This is a genomic window from Aeromonas sp. L_1B5_3 (assembly GCF_963866575.1).
Lineage (GTDB): Bacteria > Pseudomonadota > Gammaproteobacteria > Enterobacterales > Aeromonadaceae > Aeromonas > Aeromonas jandaei.
The window spans coordinates 111,892-134,184 of the sequence record NZ_CAWMDN010000114.1 but is presented as its reverse complement, the minus strand read 5'-3'; the positions used below and the strand labels follow the sequence as shown (position 1 = coordinate 134,184).

Genomic DNA, 22,293 nt, shown 5'->3' with positions numbered 1-22,293 from the left:
GTTCCTTCGTCATGCAGCGGGAGTGCGTAAACTCACTGGTTGTGGCGCATCGTATGGCGAGAAATCTGGCCTGATATTGAACATCCGGTAGATTGTTTCACCAAGAAACCATAACCCGCCAAGGGGAAGCATGAACAGCGCTGCGGGCCTGCTTTATGGAAGCCGTCACAAAATATATTTAATGGGAAGTTTGTCATTAATTTACTGGCGATAAAGCGATGCGCTTGTTTATGCCATAAATATCCACGCAAACTATCTTACTTAATAAGTCAATATTGATGCCCCTGCAACCTAATATGGTTTGGTTGCATGCCAATATCAGCGTATTCATTATTTGACGGATTTTATGCTGAGAATATTGGCCGTCGACATTTGTCGTTGAAAAAACAGGCACCAGAATGCAGTTCGGTCAGATTAGCGTCGTCGGTGCAGCGCCTCTAAGACGTTTTGCTAATACCTGTGGCCATCACCTCGCGGTAGGCTGTGATCCCCGATACGAGCACCATCTGGCAGGACGCCAGAGAATGGTTGCCGGCGCTCCCGGGAGCGCACCGCTTTTGCTACCTGCGAGGAAGGAACCCGATGACAGAGCAGAACATCTATCAGCGCGATCTGGAAAGAAATCCCGCCAATTACGAGGCGCTGACCCCCATCAGCTTTCTGGGGCGGGCCGCCCGGGTCTACCCCGACTATCCGGCGCTGATCCACGGCCCGCTGCGCCAAAGCTGGGACGAGACCGCCCACCGTTGCCGCCAGCTGGCCTCGGCCCTGCGGCTTCGCGGTATCGGGGAGGGGGATACCGTCTCCATCGTCGCGCCCAATATCCCGGCGATGTTTGAAGCGCACTTCGGGGTGCCGATGAGCGGCGCCGTACTCAACACCATCAATACCCGGCTCGATGCCGAGTCGATGGCCTTTATCTTCCTGCATGCCCAGAGCAAGGTGGTGCTGGTGGACAGGGAGTTTGGCTCTGTGGTGCGCAAGGCGCTGGATCTGCTGGAGAGCCAACCGCTGGTCATCGCCATCGACGATCCCCTCTACCGGGAGGGGGCGCTTGTCAGTGACCTCGAGTATGAACAGTTCCTTGCGCAAGGGAGTGGCGATGAACCCGGTTGGTTGCCAGAGGATGAGTGGCAGGCCATCTCCCTTAACTACACCTCCGGCACTACCGGCAATCCCAAGGGGGTGGTCTATCACCATCGCGGTGCCCATCTCAACGCCATCAACAATGTGCTCTCCTGGGAGCTGCCCAAACATCCCGTCTACCTCTGGACCTTGCCGATGTTTCACTGCAACGGCTGGTGTTTCCCCTGGACGCTGGCGGCCACCGCCGGGGTGAGTATCTGCCTGCGACATGTGCAGGCGGCCGCCATTTATGAGGCGCTGCACGAGCACAAGGTGAGCCATTTTTGCGCAGCGCCCATCGTACTCAATATGCTCAACAATGCCGATCCGGCACTCAAGCAGGGTCTGGATCACCCCATCAAGGTGATGACCGCTGGTGCTGCGCCCCCCGCCACCGTGATCGCTGGCATGGAGGCGATGGGGATAAACGTGACACATGTCTATGGTCTCACCGAAACCTATGGCCCCTGCGTGTTGTGCGAGCCGCAAAGAAGCTGGCAGGGGCAGGATGCCACGGCGCTCTCCCGCCTCAAGGCACGGCAGGGTGTCGCGTCACCCCTGCAGGGGGAGATGCGGATCATCAACCCGGTCAGCGGCGAGCCGGTCCCCCGGGATGGCAAAACCATGGGGGAGATAGTGCTGCGCGGCAATGTGGTGATGAAGGGGTATCTGAAAAATCCGGTGGCCAGCGCCGAGGCGATGGCCGAGGGGTGGTTTCGCAGTGGCGATCTGGCGGTGTGGCACCCGGACGGTTATGTGGAGATAAAGGACAGGTCCAAGGACATCATCATCTCGGGCGGGGAGAACATCTCCAGTCTGGAGGTGGAAGATGTGCTCTATCGCCATCCCGATGTGGATGAAGCGGCAGTGATCGCCATGCCCGATGAGAAGTGGGGGGAGGTGCCCTGCGCCTTCGTAAAATTAAAAGAGGGGCGAGAGACCACCCAGGCCGAGCTTATCGCCTTTTGTCGCGAGCAGATGGCCCACTTCAAGGCGCCCAAGCGCATCATCTTCACCCCGTTGCCGAAGACCTCCACCGGCAAGGTGCAAAAGTTTGTGCTGCGCAAACAGCTGGGCTAGGCGCCAATAGGGCGTGATTGAAAGCAGTGTGTAATAGGATGGAGAGGTCGGGATAAGAGCAAAAAGGGAGATGACTGGCCAGCCAGCTATCGCGCCTTGCACGCGACGCAGTTGCGGCCGGTCTGTTTGGCCTGATAGAGCATCTGATCAGCGCGGGCGTAGAGGCTCTCCATCAGCTCCCCCTCGCCATTTTCCACCAGTCCGGCACTGATGGTGATGACCAGCTCATCCCCATCGGGCAGGGGCAGCGTGCTTTGCATCACCTGCAGGCGCAGCCGTTCGGCCAGAGATGCGGCAGCCTGGAGGGTGGTGTTGGGCAGTAAAATGGCGAATTCGTCGCCGCCGATACGAGCCAGCACATCTTCGCTGCGCAGCACCGATTGCATCACCCTGCCCAGATGAACCAGCGCCCTGTCCCCCAGGGGATGGCCGAAGCGATCGTTGATGCACTTGAACTGATCCACATCCAGCACCATCAGCACCGAGGTGAGGTGGTGGCGCATGTCCAGACTGAGGTTCTTCTCGCACATCTCGAAAAAGAAGCGGCGGTTGTAGAGGCCGGTGAGGCCATCGCGTACCGACTGCTGGTGCAGCTGCTCCTTGAGCTGGTGCAGTTCGGTGATATCGGAGGAGATACCGATCAGGGTCGGGGTGCCATCCCCCAGCAGAAAGGGCACCTTGACCGACCAGTAGTAGTGCTGATTGCCCTCGATATCGGTCAGCGTCTCTTCTCCGGCTTGCAGTTCTCCCGTTTCGAATACCCGGTTGTCCAGCCGCCACAGCTGGCAGGCGCTGGCGGCCGGGATCACCTCATCATCGCGCCGGTTGATGATCTGCTCGGCAGGAAGGCCAAGCAGGTCGGAGACCTTTTGATTGACGTAAAGAAAGCGGTGCTGGCTGTCTTTCATGTAGATATGGGCATCGACATTGGCGAGGATGATCTCCAGCAACTGGTGCTGCTCGGCCAGGCGGACTTCTATCAGTTTTTGCTCTGTGATGTCGGTGGAGATGCCGCATAGTCCGATAAGTTGTCCCTCACCGTCGTAGAGCGGTTTCTTTACACTCCAGTAAACCCGCTTTTCTCCGGTGAGTTTGAGGTAGTTCACCTCCTCTCTGGCGATCGCAACCTGTTGTTCCAGTACCAGCCGGTCGTTGCGGGAAATGGAATCCGAAATGTGCAGATCGAAGAAGGCACTGTCATCCTGCCCCTGCAACTCTCTCAGTGAGCAACCAAACAGGTCGAGGACTGCCTGATTGGCATAGGTGTAGCGCCCTTCCAGATCCTTGGTAAACATGTAGGCGCCCGTCTCGTTGAAGATAGATTTGAGGTGATCCAACTCGTGCTGCAATCGGGTAGAGAAGGAGGGGGCCTTCATGTTTGTCTGGTCATCCTTGAGCAGAAACGATGGAGTTCGAACAGTGACGAACATTTCCATCAACTGCTTTAAATTAAGCACTATCCCCCTCAATTTTCGCGGATTTTGTGAGGGATCTGCGGTATATCGCACAGTTATTTTCATGTCCTGATATCGAAGGAAATCAGCTGAGTCCTGCATTTTGTGAATGATGGAAGCTGAATGACAACGTGCGTGGGAAGGAGTGGCAAACAAGTAAAAAAGCCGGGGTTTTAATCCCGGCTTTGCAGATGAACACTATTTTTGATGCCGCTCATAAAGTCGCTGCACCACATCCTGTAATCCCAGCCCTTCGTTTTGCAGCAGTACGGTCAGGTGGTAGAGCAGATCGGCGGATTCGTTGATGAGCTCCTCCCGATCCTTGGCCATGGCGGCCAGCGCCACTTCCACGCCCTCTTCACCTACCTTCTGGGCGATGCGCTTGGTCCCTTTGCCGTAGAGGCTGGCGGTGTAGCTGGTGGCCGGATCGGCCCCTTTGCGGGCGGCCAGCACCTGCTCCAGCTCGGCCAGAAAACCGAGGGGGGGCAGCGGGTGGCCATTAAAGCAGGAGGTGGTGCCCTTGTGGCAAGTGGGGCCGACGGGGTTGGCGGCAATCAGCAGAGAGTCCTGATCGCAGTCGGTGCTGATGGCTACGAGGTTGAGCACATTGCCCGAGCTTTCACCCTTGGTCCAGAGCCGCTGTTTGCTGCGGCTAAAGAAGGTGACCTGACCGGTGGTCTGGGTCTTTTCCAGCGCCTCGCGGGTCATAAAGCCCTGCATCAGCACCTCGCCGCTGGCGGCGTGCTGGACGATGGCGGGGATCATGCCATCGCATTTTTCCCAGTCGAGTTGCTCGGCAAGAGGGCGCGCGCTGACGGTTGTTTGTGTGTTGTCTGAGAAGTTATTCACGGATGGCGACTCCTTCGTTTTTCAGCCAGCGTTTCAATTCGGGAATGGGGATAAGGCCCTTGTGGAACACAGAGGCGGCCAGCGCCCCGTCCACATCGGCGAGGGTAAAGGCATCACGAAAGTGCGCCATGGCACCGGCGCCGCCGGAGGCAATCAGCGGCACCTTGCAGACACTGCGCACCAGCTTGAGCTGGTCGAGATCATAACCTTGGCGCATGCCGTCCTGATTCATCACGTTCAGCACGATTTCGCCCGCGCCGCGCTTTTGTACCTCCTGTACCCAGTCGAGGGTGTGCCAGGCGGTGGTGCGGGTGCGGCTCTCGTCACCAGTAAACTGTTTGACCTGATAGTGGCCTGTTTCGGCATCGAAGTAGGAGTCAATGCCCACCACTACGCACTGCACGCCAAAGCGCTCGGCCAGTCGGCTGATCAGGGTCGGGTCGGCCAGCGCCGGAGAGTTGATGGAGACCTTGTCGGCGCCAAATTCGAGGATCTGGCGGGCATCTTCCACGCTTTTAATGCCACCGGCGACGCAGAATGGGATATCGATCACCTCCGCTACCCGGCTCACCCAGCTCTTGTCTACCACCCGGGCATCGCTGGAGGCGGTGATGTCATAGAACACCAGCTCGTCAGCGCCCTCTTCGGCGTAGCGGCGGGCCAACTCGACAATACCGCCCATCACCTCGTGGTTGCGAAACTGCACCCCTTTGACCACCACGCCATCTTTCACGTCGAGGCAGGGGATAATGCGTCTTGCCAGCATCAGTTACCTCCTGTGGTAACGGCCGCGGGAGCTTGCCAGCAGGCGATGGCGTCACCTACCGAGAACTTGCCCTCCAGCAGGGCGCGGCCAAGGATGATCCCCTTGACGCCGGAGCCCTTGAGCGCCTCGATATCCGCGATGCCGCCAATGCCACCGGAAGCCTGAAAAGCCACGCTCGGATAGCGGGCGCAGAGATCACGATAGAGCTCGACGTTGGTGCCAGCCAGGGTGCCGTCACGGCTGATGTCAGTGCAGAGCACGTGCTTGAGACCGGCGGGGAGGAAGCGTTCGATCAGCGCTTCGATGGTCACCCCGCTGTTCTCCTGCCAGCCCGCCACCGCGATATGGCGATTTCCCTGCTCATCGATATTGACGTCCAGCGCCAGCACGATTTGCTCGGGGCCATATTTCTCCATCCAGCTGGCTACCAGATCCGGGGATTTGACGGCGGTGGAGCCAATCACCACCCGGCTGGCACCGGCGGCCAGCAGATCCGCCACATCCTGTTCGGTGCGCACGCCGCCACCGACCTGCACCGGTGCTTCGGTGGCCGACAGCAGTTGGGTCAGCAGGGGCAGCTGGCGCGCCTTGGCATCCTTGGCACCGTCCAGATCCACCAGATGGAGCTGCACCGCCCCCTGGGAGACATATTCATCGAAGCGGGCTTGCGGGCTGCTGCTGTATTCGGTCTTCTGCTCGTAGTCCCCCTGATAGAGGCGAACTACCTGACCGTTGATAAGGTCAATTGCGGGAATGATCATTCATAGCTCCAGAAAATTTTGCAGCAAACGGGCACCGGCTGCGCCTGAGCGCTCCGGGTGGAATTGGGCGCCGAAGAAGTTGCTGTGCTCTGCAACCCCACCGACGATGGCGGTAAACGGCTGGCCGTAGTCGCAGGTCGCCAGCGTCGCTTCGGTCACCTCCAGCGCATAGGAGTGCACGAAGTAGAAGTAGCTGCCGCTCGGGATCCCCTTGAGCAGAGGATGGGTCTCGTCATGCTCAATCTGGTTCCAGCCCATATGGGGCAGCCGCAGATTACCGACCTCCATCAGCCGGATCTTGCCCGGCACTATGCCAAGGCAGTCGATGAGATCGCCTTTACTGCCATCGGCACTCATGCTCTCTTCGGAGGCCTCCGCCAGCATCTGCATGCCGAGGCAAAAGCCCAGCAGCGGCTGTTTGGCGGCGCGAATGAGCGGCACCAGCCCCCGCTCGTTGAGGTTTTTCATGGCGGCCACCGCAGTGCCGACACCGGGCAGGATCAGCTTGTCCGCCTGCTCGATATCGGCTGCCAGGCTGGAGACCTGCGGCCGCACGCCGAGGCGCTCGAACGCCATCCTGACCGAGGCCAGATTGGCGCAGCCGGTGTCGATGATGACCAGCTTCTGCTTGCTCACATCCATCACAGCACTCCCTTACTGGAGGGAAGCTCGCTCCCTTCCACCCGAATGGCCTGACGCAGGGCACGGCCAAAGCCTTTGAACAGCGCCTCCACCTGATGGTGGGTGTTGCCGCTGCCCACCTTCATCTGCAAGGTGATGGCCATGGCATCCGACAGCGAGCGGAAGAAGTGGGGCACCATCTCGGTGGCCATCTCGCCCACATTGTCGCGGCCAAAGCCGCTCGGGCAGTCAAACACGAAGTAGGGGCGACCGCTGAGATCCAGTGCTGTGCTCACTTCCTGCTCGGTCAGCGGACGCGCATCGATCACCGCTTGCACCTCGTCCATCGCCAGCACGAAGCCGAAACGGCCGATACCGCGCTTGTTGCCAAGAGCCTGACGCAGCGCCTGACCCAGCGCCAGCCCCACATCCTCTACCGTGTGGTGATCGTCGATATGCAGATCGCCGCTGACGTTCAGCTTGAGCTGGAAACCGGCGTGGGTGGCGATCTGATCCAGCATGTGATCAAAGAAGCCGATACCGGTGGCGATCTGGTTGCCGCCGCTCTTGTTTGTGGCAGAAGGGTCCAAATCCAGCGCCACCTGAATACGGGTCTCCTTGGTGTTGCGCTCCACCGAGGCTACGCGCCCCTTGGACAACAGCTGATCACGGATGGCGAGCCAGTCGTGATCTTGCGGGTGGTAGCGAATACCGCCAATGCCCATATTCTCGGCAAGCTGCAGATCGGTCTGGCGATCGCCAATCACGAAGGAGTTGGCAAAGTCGATACGACCGGAGGCGAGGTACTCTTTCACCAGCCCGAGATGGGGCTTGCGGCAGCTGCAGCCGTCGGTGGGGAAGTGCGGGCAGATCAGCACCTTTTCCCAGTTCACCCCTTGCGATTCGAACAGGTGCATCATCAGGTCGTGGGGGGGCTGGAAGTTCTCCAGCGGCAGGCTGGCGGTGCCCAGTCCATCCTGATTGGTCACCATCACCAGCACGTAGCCAGCGGCCTGCAACTCGCGCAGCACCGGAATGACCATGGGTTCGAAGCGCAGCTTGGCGAGGCTATCCACCTGCTTGTCGGTCACCGGCTCTTCAATCAGGGTGCCGTCGCGGTCGATAAACAAAAACGGGGTCTTCATCGCTACATCCTTGTCTTAAAAAGAGGGAGAGGGCTGGTCACGCAATACCGCCAGCACGGCATCCATCTCGCCCTGATAGCCGATGGTGACGCGAATGCTGTTGTCCAGACCCGGCTTGCTGGAGAAATCCCGCAGAATGATGCCGGCGGCCTTCATGGCGGCAAAGACGGTGGCGCCATCCACAAAGCGCACCAGCACGAAGTTGCCCTTGTCCTCGAACACTTCCTTCACGCAGGCAAGCTTTGTCAGCTCTGCCTTGAAGGCGGCTTTTTGCTTGTTGAGTTCGACCACTCGCGCTTGCATCAGCTCCAGCCCCATGGGGGAGAGGGCCTGCGCCGCGATCTGGGCGATGGGCTCGGGGATGGGATAGGGGGCGATCACCTTGGCCAGCATGGCGATCACCTCGGGGCTTGCCAGCGTAAAGCCGCAGCGGATCCCCGCCAGAGCAAAGGCTTTGGAGAGGGTGCGGGTCACCACCAGATTGGGGAAGCGGGCCAGCAGGTCCACCACGGACGCCTCGGGGCAGAACTCGATATAGGCCTCGTCCACCACCACGATGGCGCGATCCCGAGCTTTTTCCAGCAGGGCGATGAGGCCGTCGCGACCCACCAGATCCCCGGTGGGGTTGTTGGGGGAGCAGAGAAACACCAGTTTCACGTCGGACAGGCGATCGGCGATGGCGGGCCAGTCCGGTTGGCGGCTGGCGGTCAGCGGCTGTTCGACGATGCCAACGCCACAGGTCTCGGCGCTGATGGCGTACATGCCGTAGGTGGGCGGGCAGATGAGGATCTGATCTTCACCCGCTTCGCTGAAGGTGCGGATCAAGAGCTCGATGGCCTCGTCGGCGCCGCGGCTCACCAGCACCTGATCGGGATTAACCGCGGCATAGGCGGCATAGCCGTTCACCACCTCGGCCGGTTGGCACTCGGGGTAGCGGTTGAGGTGGCTTCCCTCGATGGTGAAGGGATAGGCCTGCGGCGCCTCGTTGGCATTGAGCCAGACGTGGCCCTTGCCGCCGATGCGGCGGGCGGATTGATAAGGGGTGAGGGCCCGCACCACGCGGCGCGCCAGATTGGCAATGCTCATGACAAATCCTTCTGCTGTGCTGTTGGTTGGGGCGCGGTGGCCAGGGCGTTCAACCTGAGGGTGACGGCATTTTTGTGGCCATCGAGCCCCTCGGCCTCTGCGATGCGCTCGACGATAGGGCCAAGGCCGCGAATGCCTTCGGCGCTCAGCTCCTGCACCGTGTAGCGGCGCTGATAATCGGCGAGGCCAAGGCTGGAACAGGTGCGGGCATAGCCATAAGTTGGCAGGGTGTGATTGGTGCCGCTGGCGTAATCGCCGACCGATTCCGGTGTCCATGCTCCCAGAAAGATGGAGCCGGCATTCTCAAGCTGGTCCAGCAGCTCGCGCGGGGCTCGGGTCTGCACAATCAGGTGCTCCGGCGCGTAGGCGTTGGAGATGGCACACGCCTTGGCCAGATCGTCACAGAGGATCACCAGACTGCTGCCGAGCGCCTGCGCGGCGATATCCCGGCGGCTCAACTTGGCCAGCTGGCTCTTGATTTCCCCTGCGATGGCATCGGCCAGCACTGGCGAGGTGGTCACCAGTACGACCTGACTGTCGGGGCCATGCTCGGCCTGGGAGAGCAGATCCGCCGCCACGAAGGCGGGGTTGGCGCTCTCGTCGGCAATGACCAGCACCTCGGAGGGGCCGGCGGGCATGTCGATGGCGGCGCCGCGCCAGTCGCGGGAAACCTGCCCCTTTGCTTCGGTCACATAGGCGTTGCCCGGGCCGAAGATCTTGTCCACCTTGGGAATGCTCTCGGTGCCGTAAGCCATGGCGGCGATGGCCTGTGCACCGCCGATGGCGAACACCTTCTCGACCCCACAGGCGCGGGCGGCAAACAGGATCTCGTCGCTCGCCGGGGACGGAGTGCAGAGCACCACTTCACGGCAACCAGCGATAGCAGCCGGAATAGCCAGCATCATCACGGTGGAGGGGAGCGGCGCGCTGCCCCCAGGCACATAGAGGCCGACCCGGCTGATGGGCTGGGTTCGCAGCTCGCACACCACCCCGGGTTGGGTTTCCACCCGCACTACCTGCTGCAGTTGCGCGGCGTGGAAGGTGCGAATATTGGCAATCGCCGCTTCGATGGCGCTTTTGATGCTGTCCTCCAGCCGCGTGCAGGCGGCTTCAATCTCATCTTCACTAACGCGCAGCTGTTCACGGGGGGCGCGCTCGAAGCGCTGGCTCAGCTCGCGCAGGGCCTCGTCGCCCCGGCTGCGTACCGCTGCGATGATCTCTTTGACCACGGCGCCGATATCGGCCTCGTCATTGAGGGCGGGCCGGGTCAGCACATCGGCCTGCTGGGCGGGGGAGAGGGTCTTCCAGATCAGGGTCTGCATGATATCCCTTCCTTATTCCATCATCTTTTCGATGGGCAGCACCAGAATGGAGCTGGCGCCGAGGGCCTTGAGCTGCTCCATGGTCTCCCAGAACAGGGTCTCGCTGGAGACGACGTGCAGGGCCACCTGATTGGTGTCACCGGCCAGTTGCATGATGGTGGGGCGCTCGGCACCCGGCAGCAGATCGGTGATGGCATCGAGCTTGTCTTTGGGGGCGTGCAGCATGATGTACTTGCTCTCGCGCGCCTGCTGCATCCCCTGAATGCGGGGCAGCAGGGTGTCGATGATCTTCTGCTTGGCATCGGACAAGGGGTTGGCGGCCTGTACCAGCACCGCTTTGGAGCGGTAGATCACCTCTACTTCTTTCAGACCATTGGCTTCCAGGGTCGCTCCGGTGGAGACCAGATCGCAGATGGCATCTGCGAGACCCGCGCGGGGCGCCACTTCCACCGAGCCGCCCAGCATCACGCTCTTGAAGCCAAGACCCTTTTCGTCAAAGAAACGCTTGAGCAGCCCGGGATAGGAGGTGGCGATGCGTTTGCCGGCCAGGCTCTCTGGCCCGGTGTAGGTTACGTCTTCCGGTACCGCCAGGGAGAGACGGCAGCCACCGAAGTCGAGCTGCTTGAGGGTTTTGACCGCAAAGGGCTGACCCTGAGAAGCGCGGATCAGCTGCACCTCTTCCAGCACGTTCTCGCCGATGATACCAAGGTCGACCACCCCTTCCATTACCAGCCCCGGGATGTCGTCATCGCGCACCCGCAGGATATCGATGGGCATGTTCTCGACATGGGCGATAAGGCGCTGCTCGCGCAGGTTGATCTTGAGGCCGCAGCTCTTGAACAGGGCCTGGGAGTCCTGGCTAAGACGACCGGACTTTTGCATGGCGATACGCAGACGTTGTGTTTCCATTGCTCGATTTCCTTCTAGTCAAAAACGAAAAAACCCTCGGAAGTGGGTGCTTCCGAGGGTTTATGAATCTTGCGGTCCTTTTGGAAGTCACCAGTAACGTGTCTTCCAGCAGTCAACCTCCTGAAAGACTATTCGGGATGATGATGGTGGTGATGAGTCTTCAGGCTGGTGAACTGCATGTAATCAATCCTTTACAAATAAGATGTCGTTGTTGACGCCCGATTTAAACTACCTGCCTTGACGGAAAAAGCAACCGGAAAATGTAATTTGGTCGATTAAAGTTGAGAAAACGGTTTTCTGGTCGATAACTAGGCAATAACCCCTTGCAGGAGTTCGTATCATGCCCAGCCAGGACCTGTTGTTCCCCATTTTGCCCCGGGCCCCCGCCACCCCCGGTAGCGAAGAGATCAAGCGGGAAGTGAACCAGATCAGCAAGAAGCATCAGCTGCGCAAGACCAGCACCGACAACAGTGACTCCCAGCAGCGCGAGCAGGCTTATAGCCAGAAAAAGCACGATCAGCAGAAGGTGGAAGAGAGTGATCACAAGCCGGATCCCGACCACCAGATCGATCTCTTCGTCTAAGCAGATTATCTGTCCCGCTTTTGCCGCACTTTTGGCATAATGGCCGCTTTGACCGCGGGACGCTCCTTTGACCATCCAGACCCTGTTCAAGCCAGATGGCCCTCTGGCCAGCCATATCGACGGTTTCAAAGCTCGCGCTCCCCAGCTGGAGATGGCCGAGGCGGTCGCCCGCGCCATCAAGAGTCATGGTCGCTTGCTGGTGGAGGCGGGGACAGGTACCGGCAAGACCTACGCCTATCTGGTGCCTGCGCTGGAGTCCGGCAAACGGATCGTGATCAGCACCGGCTCCAAAAACCTGCAGGAGCAGCTTTTCTATCGGGATCTCCCGACCATCACAGGCGCTCTCTCCTATACCCCGCCGGTGGCCCTGCTCAAGGGGCGCAGTAACTATTTGTGCATCGAGCGGATGAACCGGCTCTTGAGCGAATCCCATCTGCAAAAACCGGAAGTGCTCAATGATCTGGTCAAGGTGAAGTCCTGGTCCACCGCCACCGACAATGGAGACGTGGGGGATATTCCGGGGCTGCAGGAGAACGCCGAGATCCTGGCTCACGTCACCAGCACCAATGAAAACTGCCTCGGTCGCGATTGCCCCTATTACGACGACTGTCATCTGGTGGTCGCCCGTCGCCGCGCCATGGACGCCCAGGTAGTGGTGATCAACCATCACCTCTTCTTCGCCGATATGGCGGTCAAAGACACCGGATTTGGTGAGCTGGTACCGGAAGCTCAGGTCTATGTGTTTGATGAAGCCCATCAGCTGCCGGAGATCGCCACCAGCTACTTTGGCAAGTCGGTGGGCAGCCGTACCATTCTGGATCTGGCACAGGATATCCAGCTCGCCTATCGGGCCGAAGCTCACGATATGGCCCAGCTCGGCAAGGCGGCTGACCGGCTCGCTATTGCCAGTCAGGATCTGCGGCTCGCTTTTGGGGTGGATGGAGGTCGCGGCAATACCCGCGACATGCTGCGCCAACCGCTCTGGGGCCAGGCACTGGCTCGTCTTAACGATGCCATCGGGCTCTGCTATGAAGTGTTGAAGCTGGCGCTGGGGCGGGGTGAACAGCTGGATCACGCCTTCGAGCGGATCAGTGAGCTGCGCACCCGCCTTGGCGAGGTGCTGGCGGTCAATCAGACCGGATTCTCCTACTGGTATGACTGCTCACGGCTGCACTTTACCCTCAACCTGACGCCGCTCTCGGTAGCCGAGCGCTTTGGCTCCGAGGTGCTACGCCCCGAAGTGGCCTGGGTCTTTACCTCTGCCACCCTGACTGTCGATCAGCGTTTCGATCACTTCAAGGCCGAGCTGGGACTGGCGGGCAGCGCCGAGCTAATCCTCGATAGTCCGTTTGACTATGGCGAGCAGGCACGGCTCTGCGTGCCCCGCTATCTGCCCGAGCCCAACGCCTTTGGCCGCGGCGAGCAGCTGGCCAATCTGATGATCCCGCTGATCAACAAGACGCCGGGCGGCTGTTTCTTCCTCTGCACCAGCCATCAGGTGATGCGTCAGGTAGCCGAGGTGCTGCGTCGGGAGATTGGCCGTACCGTCTTGCTGCAGGGAGAGGACAACAAGCAGCGGTTGCTCAAGGAGTTTGTCGAGAATGGCCGCGCCGTGCTGGTGGCGACCAGCAGCTTCTGGGAGGGGATCGACGTGCGAGGCGCTGCGCTCTCCTGTGTTATCATCGACAAGCTTCCCTTTGCGAGCCCCGATGACCCTCAGCTCAAGGCACGGGTGGAGGATTGCAAGTTAAAGGGCGGCGATCCCTTTGCCGAACTTCAGTTGCCCAAGGCGGTGATTGCGCTCAAACAGGGGGTAGGGCGGCTTATTCGTGATCGCAGTGATCACGGCGTACTGGTTATCTGTGATCCACGGATGGTCAACAAACCCTACGGCGCCACCTTCATCAAGAGTTTGCCCGCCATTCCGCGAACCCGCGAGCTGGCGACGCTGGGCAATTTTTTTGACCGCAGTTGAATATACCCGCCTGACATATGGCCTGTCGCAGCCGTTCAGGCGGGGGATTGCCGCTAACAAACGATTTGAACAACGGGCGAGCATCTCTTGCTTGCCCGTTATGTAATTGACTGATTTTATAGAGATTGGAAAGCATGAATGAGTTGAAGATCCTGGCCGTTGATACCGCCACCGAAGCCTGCTCCGCCGCCTTGCTGGTGGGTGACAAGGTATTCTCCCGTTGGGAGGAGGCGCCACGGGATCACACCCGCAAGATCCTGCCGATGGTTCAGGCTCTGTTGGATGAAGCGGGGATAACCTTGGACAAGCTCGATGCCATCGCTTTTGGCCGTGGCCCGGGCTCCTTTACCGGTGTACGGATTGGCATCGGCGTCGCACAAGGGCTGGCATTTGGTGCTGGCGTACCGCTGATTGGCATCTCCACCCTGGCGGCCATGGCACAAGGGGCTTATCGGCTGGAAGGGGCCGAGCGGGTGCTGACCGCCATCGATGCGCGCATGGACGAGGTCTATTTCGGTCACTACGAGCTGATCGATGGTCGTATCCAGTTGGTGGGTGAAGAGGTGGTGAGTGGCCCGGCCGCGCTGGTGGAAGCCCGTGGCAAGCACTCTGGCCGCTTTTCCTGTGTCGGCACCGGCTTTGAGACCTATGGTGAGACCCTAAAGGCCCTTGCCGACGAACTGGTGGTCAGCCAGGTGCGTTTCCCGGCCGCAGAAGACATGTTGCCGCTGGCCCGCACCGCCTGGCTGGCGGGTGAAGCGGTAGCGGTCGAGCAGGCGACCCCGGTATATTTGCGTGACAAGGTGACCTGGAAAAAGCTGCCGGGTCGCGAATAAGGGCAAAGGCGCCATGGCTTTCATGTCGCCTCTGCCACCGAGACTCGCCCTGTCATGGGTTGTGTCGTGGCCTTGGGGCCGTTCGGCGAGAGGAGAGTGACATGTTGAAACGTGCGATGGTGATTGGGGTGACAGCCCTGCTGCTCGGAGCCTGCAGTACGGTGCCCAAGGAGCTGGTCTATCAACCGGAGAACCAGCTGGTGGCCTATCAGCCAGCCCTCGGCGGTATGGAAGGCAAACCTGCCCGCTGGAGCGGCATCATTTCCGCGGTGCACAACAAGGCGGATCAGAGCGTCATCGAGGTGGTCTATCTGCCGCTGCAGGCCAACGGCGTGCCGGAGCAGACCGAGCAGAGTCCCGGCCGTTTTCTGGCCATCATGAAGGGCTTTGTCGACCCGACCCTCTATGCCAAGGGGCGCAGCCTGACGGTGCTCGGCACCATAGGTAAACCGGTGGATAGCCAGATTGGCGAGCACAACTATCGCTTCTCGGTGCTCAATGTAACGGGCAGCAAGTTGTGGCCACCGGTCAAGGTGGTGGAGGTTCGCTATGTGGATCCCTACTTCTACGACCCCTTTTACGATCCCTTCTGGCCAAGACGGCCACTCCATCGCTAGGAGCAGGCATTGAGTACCCCGATGCAAGAGCGTTTCGTCACTCTGGCGGATGGCCGCCGGGTGGCCTTGCTCGAGAACCGGCAAGCGGCTCCCGAGTTGCCACAAAAGCCCCTGTTGATCGCCCTGCATGGCTGGCTCGACAATGGAGCCAGCTTTCTGCCTCTTGCCCCGTATCTCGATGATTTTCATCTGGTGTGTGTCGATCTGCCGGGGCATGGTCACTCCGATCACAAAACCACGCCCTATGTCTTTGTCGACTGGCTCGACGATCTCTACCAGATCACTCAGGCCGCAGGCTGGTCCCGTTTCACCCTGCTGGGCCACTCCCTTGGCGCCCTCATCGCTTCTGCCTATGCCGGCGTGTTCCCCGAACAGATAGAGCGGCTCGTTCTGCTGGAGGGGCTCGGGCCGCTCACGCAACCTGACGAGGCGGTTCCCGTCCAGATAAGGAGAGCGATCCTCAATCGCAGCCGCACCCGCGAGCGTAGTGCAGCTGGCTTTGCCTCCATTGATGAAGCGGTCGCGGCGCGTTGCAAGGTGGCAGAGATAACGCCTGAGGCGGCGCGCCTTATCTGCGAGCGGCAACTCGAGGAGCGTGCAGGGCGCTGGCACTGGCGCAGCGATCCCCGCTTGCGGGATCTCTCGCCGCTCAGAATGAGCGAGGGACAGGCGCAGGCGCTGATCCGCGCCATTTGTTGCCCGGTGCTCTTTATCTGCGGTGAACAAGGATTTGCCGAGCTGGAGGCGCAGTGGCAGTTGCGACAGGGGGCCTTCAGGCAGATAGAGCAGGTGATTTTGCCGGGAAATCACCATTTTCATATGGAAAATGGCGCAGCAACCGCCGTTTGTATCGTAAATTTTTGTCAAGTTCGGTAGAATCACCGGCTTTCTATAATTCCAGGTTTGTCATCCCCCTCACATTTTTCCGTTGTTAATTTGCTGTTAATTGATGTTGCGCTGTGTAAATATGGGCGGCATTAGAGTACGTGCTTAAAACAGTTGATTGAAATCGATGTGAACAGGGACGGAGGCAACAGAGTGAGCGCACAGGTGCTAGTTATGCAGGAGAAGTTCGTGGAAAAAGTTTGGCTCAAGCGTTATCCACAAGGGGTCCCCGCCGAGATCAATCCGGAGCAGTTCAGCTCACTGGTCGAGATGTTTGAATCCTCAGTGAGCCAGTTCGCCGACCAGCCCGCTTTCGTCAACATGGGGCAGACCATCACCTACCGCCGACTGGAAGAGCAGTCCCGCGCCTTTGCTGCCTACCTGCAAAACGAGCTGAAGCTGGAGAAGGGTGATCGGGTCGCGGTGATGATGCCGAACCTGCTGCAATACCCCATCGCCGTGTTTGGCATCCTGCGTGCCGGCATGATAGTGGTCAACGTCAACCCGCTTTATACCCCGCGCGAGCTGGAGCACCAGCTCAAGGACTCCGGTGCCAAGGCCATCGTTATCGTCTCCAACTTCGCCCATACCCTGGAAAAAGTGGTCTACGACACCCCGGTCAAGCACGTCATCCTGACTCGCATGGGTGACAACCTGGGTCTGGCCAAGGGCACCCTGGTCAACTTCGTGGTGAAATACGTCAAGAAGCTGGTACCCAAATACAACCTGCCGCACGCCACCACCATGCGCCAGGCGCTGGCCAAAGGGCGTTATCAGCAGTACATCAAACCGGAGATTGCCTGCGAAGATCTCGCCTTCCTGCAGTACACCGGCGGTACTACCGGTCTCTCCAAGGGTGCCATGCTGACTCACCGCAACATGATTGCCAACGTCGAGCAGTGCCTTGGCGTCTATGGCCCCATGCTGGAGCGGGGCAAGGAGTTTGTGGTTACCGCCTTGCCGCTCTACCACGTCTTCGCGCTGACTGTGAACTGCCTGCTCTTTATGCGCCTTGGCGGTTACAACCTGCTGATCAGCAACCCGCGCGATATCCCGGGTTTTGTCAAAGAGATCAAGAAGTACCCCTTCACCTGTATCACCGGCGTCAACACCCTGTTCAACGCCCTGGTCAACAATGCCGAGTTTCAGAGCATCGCCTTTGACAAGCTCAAGCTGACCATCGGTGGCGGCATGGCGGTGCAACGCGCAGTGGCGGAGCAGTGGAAGAAGCTGACCGGCACCCCGCTGCTGGAAGGTTACGGCCTGACCGAGTGCTCACCGCTGGTGAGCGTCTGCCCCTACGATCTGAGTGATTACAACGGCTCCATCGGCCTGCCGGTCTGCTCCACCGATATCCGTCTGGTGGATGACAACGGTCAGGTGATCCACGAATTCGGTACCCCGGGCGAAATGCAGGTGCGCGGCCCGCAGGTGATGGTTGGCTACTGGCAGCGTCCCGAGGCCACTGCCGAAGTGATGCAGGATGGCTGGCTCTGTACCGGTGATATCGCCGTGTGCGACGAGCAGGGCTTCTTCAAGATCGTTGATCGCAAGAAGGACATGATCCTGGTCTCCGGTTTCAACGTCTATCCCAACGAGATCGAAGATGTGGTGGCGCTCCATCCGAAAGTGCTGGAAGTGGCCGCGGTCGGCGTGCCACACAAAGTCTCCGGCGAGCTGGTGAAGATCTTTGTGGTCAAGAAAGATCCAAAGCTGCAGGAGGACGAGATTATTGCCCACTGCCGCAAACATCTGACTGCCTATAAGGTGCCGAAACTGGTAGAATTTCGTGACGAACTTCCCAAGACCAATGTGGGCAAGATCCTGCGCCGCGTACTGCGTGACGAGGAGATTGCCAAGCAGTAAGGCGCTGCACCGGCTTTCTGGTGTGTCGCAGTGATGCAAAACCGTGGGTCATCCCACGGTTTTTTCTTTTTGGCCCTGATCAACCGCGCAGGCACAGATGCAATATCAACTTATCACTCAGCAAGCCGAACTTGAGCAGTATCTCGCTTCTCTGGCCGACGTTCCCTTGGCTATCGATACTGAATTCGTTCGCACCCGCACCTATTATCCCCAGCTTGGCCTGTTTCAGATCTATGACGGCCAGCAACTGGCGCTGCTCGACCCGCTTACTCTCGATCTGGCTCCGCTCTGGCAGCGGCTTGGCCGGGCAGGGCAGATCGCCATTTTGCACGCCTCCGGTGAAGATCTGGAGCTGATCCAGCATCAGGCCGGCCATCTGCCCAACCAGATGCACGACACCCAGCTGGCTGCCGCGTTCCTCGGTCACGGCGTATCGGTCGGTTTCGGCGCGCTGGTCAAGGAGTTCCTCGGCGTGGAGCTGGAGAAGGATCAGGCCCGTACCGACTGGCTGGCCCGCCCGCTGACTCCGCGCCAGCTTGAATACGCCGCGGCTGACGTCTTCTACCTGATGCCGCTCTACGAGAAGGTGATGGCCAAATTGCGTGAAAGCGGCAAGTTTGCCTGGTTCGAGCAGGAGTGCCACAGCCACTCCGCCCGCAAGACCCAGGGCAGCGATCCCCGTCAGGCCTATCTCGATATCGTCAACGCCTGGCAACTGGGGCGCCGCGAGCTGGCCATCCTGCGCGAACTGGCCGCCTGGCGCCAGCAGGAGGCGGTGCGCCGCGATCTGGCTCTGAACTTTGTGGTCAAAGAGCTGCACCTGTTCAAGGTAGCGGAGCGCCGTGCCGCTTCCCTGCGCGATCTCAACGAGCTCGGCCTCTCGCCTATCGAGATCAAGATCCACGGCAAGCGGATGCTCGATATCGTTGCCAGGGCGCAGCAGAGCGACCCCGAGAGCTGGCCCGAGCCCATTCGCCGGCTGGTGGACTATCCCCAGTACAAGGGCGAGCTCAAGCGGATCAAGGCACTGGTGGAGGAGAAGGCCAAAGCGAGCAACATTCCGCCCGAGCTGATTGCCAGCAAGAAGATCATCCACCAGTACTTCACCTGGAGCTGGCGGATGGGAGATGCGGAGCGTGCCCGTGCCGACAAACCCATGCTGCTGCAAGGGTGGCGCCATGAGCTGGTCGGTCACCTTTTGGAACAATAAGCGCACTTATTGTTGCACCTATGAATCAATCCTCACCCTCGGGTGGGGATTTTTTATTGGACGACATTCAGAGAGAGGTAATGACCGGGGAGCCTATCTGGCCAAGCGATCAATTTGGCTGGTGCTTGCGGGAACAGGGGAAGAGTGAAAAAGGCAGCGGAAACCGCTGCCTTTTTTGATCACCAGATAGGCTGGGTCAGGTAGGGGTTGCTCGCCTTCTCGCGGCCGAAGGTGGAGCTGGGGCCATGGCCCGGGATAAAGACGATCTCGTCACCCAGCGGCAGCAGGGTCTCGGTGATCGACTTTATCAGCGTCCCGTGATCGCCACGGGGGAAGTCGGTGCGGCCGATGCTGCCGGCAAAGAGCACGTCGCCAACCCAGGCGAGCTGCTCGGCTTGGGAGAGCAGCACGATATGGCCCGGGGTGTGGCCGGGGCAGAAGTAGACATCCAGCTCGCACTGGCCAAGCTGCACCTTGTCACCCTGCTCAAGCCAGCGATCCGGCGTGAACGCGGGGGTATGGGCGAAGCCGAACATCTGGCTCTGCTGGGGTAGCATGTCGAGCCAGAAGGCGTCTTCCTTATGGGGGCCGGTGATGGCGACGCCGGTTTTTTCCCGCAACTCGGCGGCGGCACCGACGTGATCCAGATGACCGTGGGTCAGCAGGATGTGGGTCAGGGTCAGGCCGCGTTTGGCGATGGCGGCCAGCAGCTTGTCCGCTTCGCCGCCCGGATCGATCAGGGCCGCCTGATGGGTCTCGTCACACCAGATGAGGGAGCAGTTCTGGGCGAACTGGGTGACCGGGATCACCTCGAATTTCAACATAGAGTTCCTCTCTTGGGATGGGTCAGCCGCGCAGCGCGCTGGCATGCTGCTCGGCGAAATAGTCGAGGCAGGCCTGCTTGTTACCGCGAAACACGATGCGCTCCTGCTTGTTGCCAAGCTGATAGAGATACATGGGGTCGTAGTAGCGGGTCAGCAGCAACGTGATCCAGGCCAGATGCAGCGCTGTATCGCCGCTCTTTTCCTGCTCGGTGAGGGCGGTCTGCATCAGGGCATCCAGCTCGCGGTGGGCCTGATCGCCGAGGCGGCGCTTGAGGCGGGCCAGCGCATCGGTGAGGTAGGCGGCAAACAGTGGCCAACCGGCTTCCTGGCCATACATGGCTTGATAGCGCAGCCAGAGATCGTGCACGTAATCTTCGCGGATCTGCTCGGCCCGATCGATTTGCGGAACATCCACCACCACCAGCGGTGCCTGACTCATGGCCTCATGGAGGGAGAGGGGCAGGCAGCAGCGGCCGATCAGGCGGCTCTCGTCCTCGACCACGAAGGTTTGCTCGCCGCGATGGCGGCGCTTGAGCAGTTCGATGGCGAGGTTGTTTTCAAAGTTGATGTTGCTGGGCTGGCCGCCGGGCAGTTGACCGAAGGAGGAGCCCCTGTGATGGGCGTGCCCCTCCAGATCCACCGCCTGGGTCACCTGATCGAGCATATGGGTCTTGCCGGAGCCGGTCATGCCGGTCAGCACGCTCCAGTGACACTCGGCAGAGGCCTTGTCCTGGGTGTCGATCAGGAAACGGCGCAGCTCCTTGTAGCCACCGGCGACGCGGGGGCGAGTCACTCCCGCTTCAGCCAGCCACTGTTGCACGGTTTGCGAGCGCAGGCCGCCGCGAAAGCAGTAGAGCACGGCATCAGGCTGCTGGCGCAACTGCGCCAGCCAGCCTTCGAGTCGCTCGGCACGTACTGCTCCCCCCACCAGCTTGTGTCCAAGCTCAATGGCGGCGGCCTGACCCTGCTTCTTGAAGCAGGTCCCCACCTGGGCGCGCTCATAGTCTGTCATCAAGGGCAGATTGGTCGAGCAGGGGAAGGCCCCCTCCTTGAACTCGATGGGGGCGCGCACATCAATCAACGGCACATCGTCCAAAAAGAGTTGGGCGTAGTCCGTGGCCAGTGGCAATTCACTCATTGGACAATCTCGATAAAGCGGGAGCCCTCAAGGGGCTTGATCTGGCCGATGGGCGAGAGCGCAAGGCCAGCTTCGCGCGCGATGGCGAGCAGCTCGGCTTCGCTCTCTTTCCCCACGGCCACCAGCAGGCCGCCGCTGGTTTGCGGATCGCACATAATGTTGCGGGTGCGATCGTCCATGGCATCGAGCTTGTGGCCATAGGAGTCGTGGTTGCGCAGGGTCCCACCCGGGACGCAGCCCTCGGCGAGGTAGTAATCCACCTCGTCCAGCAGCGGCAGCGCCTTGAAGTCGAGGCGGGCGCTGACATTGGATCCTTCGCACATCTCCAGCAGATGGCCCGCCAGACCAAAACCGGTCACGTCGGTCATGGCGTGGACACCCGGCAGCTCGGCAAAGCGCTGGCCAATCTTGTTGAGGGTGCACATGGCGTTGGGGGCCAGTTGCTCGTGTTCCGGCTTCAGCTTGCCCTTCTTCTGGGCGGTGGTGAGGATGCCGATACCGAGGGGCTTGGTCAGATAGAGGGTGTCACCCACCTTGGCGGTGTCGTTCTGCTTGATGGCGTCGAGAGGCACGATACCGGTGACCGCGAGGCCGAAGATGGGCTCGGGGGCATCGATACTGTGGCCACCGGCCAGCGAAATCCCTGCTTCGTGGCACACCTGACGGCCGCCGTCGATCACCTGCTGGGCCACTTCTGGCGCCAGGGTATTGATGGGCCAGCCGAGGATGGCGATGGCAACGATAGGCTTGCCGCCCATGGCGTAGATATCGCTGATGGCGTTGGTGGCGGCGATGCGGCCAAAGGTGAAGGGGTCATCGACGATGGGCATGAAGAAGTCGGTGGTGGAGACAATGCCCTGACCGTTGCCGATATCGACCACGGCCGCGTCATCCTTGCTGCTGTTGCCAACGATCAGGGTCGGGTCGTTGAAGCCCGGGATCTGACTCTTGAGAATGGTGTCGAGCACCTTGGGAGAGATTTTGCAGCCACAGCCAGCGCCGTGGCTGTATTGGGTCAGACGAATGGAAGACATACTTACCCCTTGTTTGTGCACCGTGTGCAGAGGCTCTGTGGGAGCCATCTTGGTCAATGCGCGGCCATCTACCGTCATGTAAAGAGCCGCAAAAATAGGTGGCCTTGGCTGCTTCTGGAAGCAGTGATGTCAGGCAGTCACGCAGGGCTGCCGGGTAGGACGGGGAAGAAGAGGCGACAGATGCGCCAACACAGCCCCGCCAAGGGC

The 22,293-nt window shown here is 60.2% G+C and carries 20 protein-coding genes and 1 other annotated feature; of the genes, 8 read left to right on the top strand and 12 right to left on the bottom strand.

Annotated features, from left to right (window positions below; genetic code table 11):
- Positions 1-582 precede the first annotated feature (582 nt).
- On the top strand, positions 583-2,205 hold the full coding sequence (locus AACR93_RS11420) for an acyl-CoA synthetase (protein WP_043850850.1): 1,623 nt from the start codon (positions 583-585) through the stop codon (positions 2,203-2,205).
- A gap of 86 nt (positions 2,206-2,291) precedes the next feature.
- On the opposite strand, the gene AACR93_RS11415 is transcribed toward AACR93_RS11420, so the two are convergent.
- The 9 genes from AACR93_RS11415 to hisG all read right to left on the bottom strand — a co-directional run bounded on the left by AACR93_RS11415 (position 2,292) and on the right by hisG (position 11,118).
- Positions 2,292-3,581 carry a sensor domain-containing diguanylate cyclase gene (locus AACR93_RS11415; RefSeq protein WP_043850849.1) on the bottom strand — a complete coding sequence of 430 codons (1,290 nt, stop codon included), beginning with the start codon at positions 3,579-3,581 and terminating at the stop codon, positions 2,292-2,294.
- A 276-nt stretch (positions 3,582-3,857) separates the two neighbouring features.
- The gene (gene hisIE, locus AACR93_RS11410) at positions 3,858-4,508 is read right to left on the bottom strand and encodes a bifunctional phosphoribosyl-AMP cyclohydrolase/phosphoribosyl-ATP diphosphatase HisIE (RefSeq protein ID WP_043850848.1); all 651 of its coding nucleotides are present in this window, start codon (positions 4,506-4,508) and stop codon (positions 3,858-3,860) included.
- Positions 4,501-5,274, bottom strand: a complete 774-nt coding sequence (hisF, locus tag AACR93_RS11405) for an imidazole glycerol phosphate synthase subunit HisF (RefSeq protein ID WP_043850847.1) — start codon at positions 5,272-5,274, stop codon at positions 4,501-4,503. Before hisF ends, hisIE begins: the two co-directional genes overlap by 8 nt.
- Complete coding sequence (hisA, locus tag AACR93_RS11400) at positions 5,274-6,035, bottom strand: 1-(5-phosphoribosyl)-5-[(5-phosphoribosylamino)methylideneamino]imidazole-4-carboxamide isomerase (RefSeq protein WP_043850846.1); 762 nt, start codon at positions 6,033-6,035, stop codon at positions 5,274-5,276. Before hisA ends, hisF begins: the two co-directional genes overlap by 1 nt.
- Positions 6,036-6,677, bottom strand: coding sequence for an imidazole glycerol phosphate synthase subunit HisH (gene hisH, locus AACR93_RS11395; RefSeq protein ID WP_043850845.1), 642 nt, complete (start codon positions 6,675-6,677; stop codon positions 6,036-6,038).
- Positions 6,677-7,801: a bifunctional histidinol-phosphatase/imidazoleglycerol-phosphate dehydratase HisB gene (gene hisB / locus AACR93_RS11390; RefSeq protein WP_043850844.1), complete on the bottom strand. Its 1,125-nt coding sequence runs from the start codon at positions 7,799-7,801 to the stop codon at positions 6,677-6,679. Before hisB ends, hisH begins: the two co-directional genes overlap by 1 nt.
- A 15-nt stretch (positions 7,802-7,816) precedes the next feature.
- Positions 7,817-8,887 (bottom strand): histidinol-phosphate transaminase, encoded by a 1,071-nt coding sequence (gene hisC, locus AACR93_RS11385; RefSeq protein WP_043850843.1) that lies wholly within the window; start codon positions 8,885-8,887, stop codon positions 7,817-7,819.
- Positions 8,884-10,209 (bottom strand): histidinol dehydrogenase, encoded by a 1,326-nt coding sequence (gene hisD, locus AACR93_RS11380; protein ID WP_043850842.1) that lies wholly within the window; start codon positions 10,207-10,209, stop codon positions 8,884-8,886. The genes hisC and hisD overlap by 4 nt, the downstream gene beginning before the upstream one ends.
- Positions 10,210-10,221: 12 nt before the next feature.
- A complete protein-coding gene (gene hisG, locus AACR93_RS11375) occupies positions 10,222-11,118 on the bottom strand; it encodes an ATP phosphoribosyltransferase (RefSeq protein ID WP_043850841.1) in 897 nt (298 codons plus the stop codon).
- A 24-nt stretch (positions 11,119-11,142) separates the two neighbouring features.
- Positions 11,143-11,271: a sequence feature (His leader region), on the bottom strand.
- Positions 11,272-11,458: 187 nt separating this feature from the next.
- Here hisG and AACR93_RS11370 point away from each other — a divergent pair.
- The 7 genes from AACR93_RS11370 to rnd all read left to right on the top strand — a co-directional run bounded on the left by AACR93_RS11370 (position 11,459) and on the right by rnd (position 19,090).
- Positions 11,459-11,701: a hypothetical protein gene (locus AACR93_RS11370; RefSeq protein ID WP_041207701.1), complete on the top strand. Its 243-nt coding sequence runs from the start codon at positions 11,459-11,461 to the stop codon at positions 11,699-11,701.
- A gap of 67 nt (positions 11,702-11,768) precedes the next feature.
- Positions 11,769-13,676 carry an ATP-dependent DNA helicase gene (locus tag AACR93_RS11365; RefSeq protein WP_043850840.1) on the top strand — a complete coding sequence of 636 codons (1,908 nt, stop codon included), beginning with the start codon at positions 11,769-11,771 and terminating at the stop codon, positions 13,674-13,676.
- Positions 13,677-13,810: 134 nt separating this feature from the next.
- Positions 13,811-14,512 (top strand): tRNA (adenosine(37)-N6)-threonylcarbamoyltransferase complex dimerization subunit type 1 TsaB, encoded by a 702-nt coding sequence (gene tsaB / locus AACR93_RS11360; RefSeq protein WP_043850839.1) that lies wholly within the window; start codon positions 13,811-13,813, stop codon positions 14,510-14,512.
- Between the two features lie 101 nt (positions 14,513-14,613).
- Positions 14,614-15,129 (top strand): Slp family lipoprotein, encoded by a 516-nt coding sequence (locus tag AACR93_RS11355; RefSeq protein WP_043850838.1) that lies wholly within the window; start codon positions 14,614-14,616, stop codon positions 15,127-15,129.
- Positions 15,130-15,138: 9 nt separating this feature from the next.
- The gene (locus AACR93_RS11350; protein ID WP_043850837.1) at positions 15,139-16,005 is read left to right on the top strand and encodes an alpha/beta fold hydrolase; all 867 of its coding nucleotides are present in this window, start codon (positions 15,139-15,141) and stop codon (positions 16,003-16,005) included.
- A gap of 198 nt (positions 16,006-16,203) precedes the next feature.
- Positions 16,204-17,880: a long-chain-fatty-acid--CoA ligase FadD gene (gene fadD / locus AACR93_RS11345; protein WP_108570586.1), complete on the top strand. Its 1,677-nt coding sequence runs from the start codon at positions 16,204-16,206 to the stop codon at positions 17,878-17,880.
- Between the two features lie 97 nt (positions 17,881-17,977).
- Positions 17,978-19,090: a ribonuclease D gene (gene rnd, locus AACR93_RS11340; RefSeq protein ID WP_043850836.1), complete on the top strand. Its 1,113-nt coding sequence runs from the start codon at positions 17,978-17,980 to the stop codon at positions 19,088-19,090.
- A 179-nt stretch (positions 19,091-19,269) separates the two neighbouring features.
- Here rnd and AACR93_RS11335 read toward each other — a convergent pair whose 3' ends face one another.
- Genes AACR93_RS11335 through selD form a run of 3 tightly spaced genes read right to left on the bottom strand, consistent with a single transcriptional unit; the run spans position 19,270 to position 22,086 of the window.
- On the bottom strand, positions 19,270-19,914 hold the full coding sequence (locus AACR93_RS11335; protein ID WP_042030935.1) for an MBL fold metallo-hydrolase: 645 nt from the start codon (positions 19,912-19,914) through the stop codon (positions 19,270-19,272).
- Between the two features lie 22 nt (positions 19,915-19,936).
- Entirely contained in the window at positions 19,937-21,052 is a 1,116-nt protein-coding gene (mnmH, locus tag AACR93_RS11330) for a tRNA 2-selenouridine(34) synthase MnmH (RefSeq protein ID WP_043850835.1), read from the bottom strand.
- Positions 21,049-22,086, bottom strand: coding sequence for a selenide, water dikinase SelD (gene selD / locus AACR93_RS11325; RefSeq protein ID WP_043850834.1), 1,038 nt, complete (start codon positions 22,084-22,086; stop codon positions 21,049-21,051). The genes mnmH and selD overlap by 4 nt, the downstream gene beginning before the upstream one ends.
- Between the last annotated feature and the right edge of the window lie 207 nt (positions 22,087-22,293).

Excerpts from the sequence above, each read along its gene's own strand:
- hisH (WP_043850845.1), bottom strand. The coding sequence starts at position 6,677 with ATGGATGTGAGCAAGCAGAAGCTGGTCATCATCGACACCGGCTGCGCC.
- hisC (WP_043850843.1), bottom strand. The coding sequence starts at position 8,887 with ATGAGCATTGCCAATCTGGCGCGCCGCGTGGTGCGGGCCCTCACCCCT.
- AACR93_RS11420 (WP_043850850.1), top strand. The coding sequence starts at position 583 with ATGACAGAGCAGAACATCTATCAGCGCGATCTGGAAAGAAATCCCGCC.
- mnmH (WP_043850835.1), bottom strand. The coding sequence starts at position 21,052 with ATGAGTGAATTGCCACTGGCCACGGACTACGCCCAACTCTTTTTGGAC.
- rnd (WP_043850836.1), top strand. The coding sequence starts at position 17,978 with ATGCAATATCAACTTATCACTCAGCAAGCCGAACTTGAGCAGTATCTC.
- selD (WP_043850834.1), bottom strand. The coding sequence starts at position 22,086 with ATGTCTTCCATTCGTCTGACCCAATACAGCCACGGCGCTGGCTGTGGC.
- hisG (WP_043850841.1), bottom strand. The coding sequence starts at position 11,118 with ATGGAAACACAACGTCTGCGTATCGCCATGCAAAAGTCCGGTCGTCTT.
- AACR93_RS11355 (WP_043850838.1), top strand. The coding sequence starts at position 14,614 with ATGTTGAAACGTGCGATGGTGATTGGGGTGACAGCCCTGCTGCTCGGA.
- hisB (WP_043850844.1), bottom strand. The coding sequence starts at position 7,801 with ATGAAGACCCCGTTTTTGTTTATCGACCGCGACGGCACCCTGATTGAA.
- hisA (WP_043850846.1), bottom strand. The coding sequence starts at position 6,035 with ATGATCATTCCCGCAATTGACCTTATCAACGGTCAGGTAGTTCGCCTC.
- tsaB (WP_043850839.1), top strand. The coding sequence starts at position 13,811 with ATGAATGAGTTGAAGATCCTGGCCGTTGATACCGCCACCGAAGCCTGC.
- AACR93_RS11335 (WP_042030935.1), bottom strand. The coding sequence starts at position 19,914 with ATGTTGAAATTCGAGGTGATCCCGGTCACCCAGTTCGCCCAGAACTGC.
- AACR93_RS11415 (WP_043850849.1), bottom strand. The coding sequence starts at position 3,581 with ATGAAGGCCCCCTCCTTCTCTACCCGATTGCAGCACGAGTTGGATCAC.
- AACR93_RS11370 (WP_041207701.1), top strand. The coding sequence starts at position 11,459 with ATGCCCAGCCAGGACCTGTTGTTCCCCATTTTGCCCCGGGCCCCCGCC.
- hisF (WP_043850847.1), bottom strand. The coding sequence starts at position 5,274 with ATGCTGGCAAGACGCATTATCCCCTGCCTCGACGTGAAAGATGGCGTG.
- hisD (WP_043850842.1), bottom strand. The coding sequence starts at position 10,209 with ATGCAGACCCTGATCTGGAAGACCCTCTCCCCCGCCCAGCAGGCCGAT.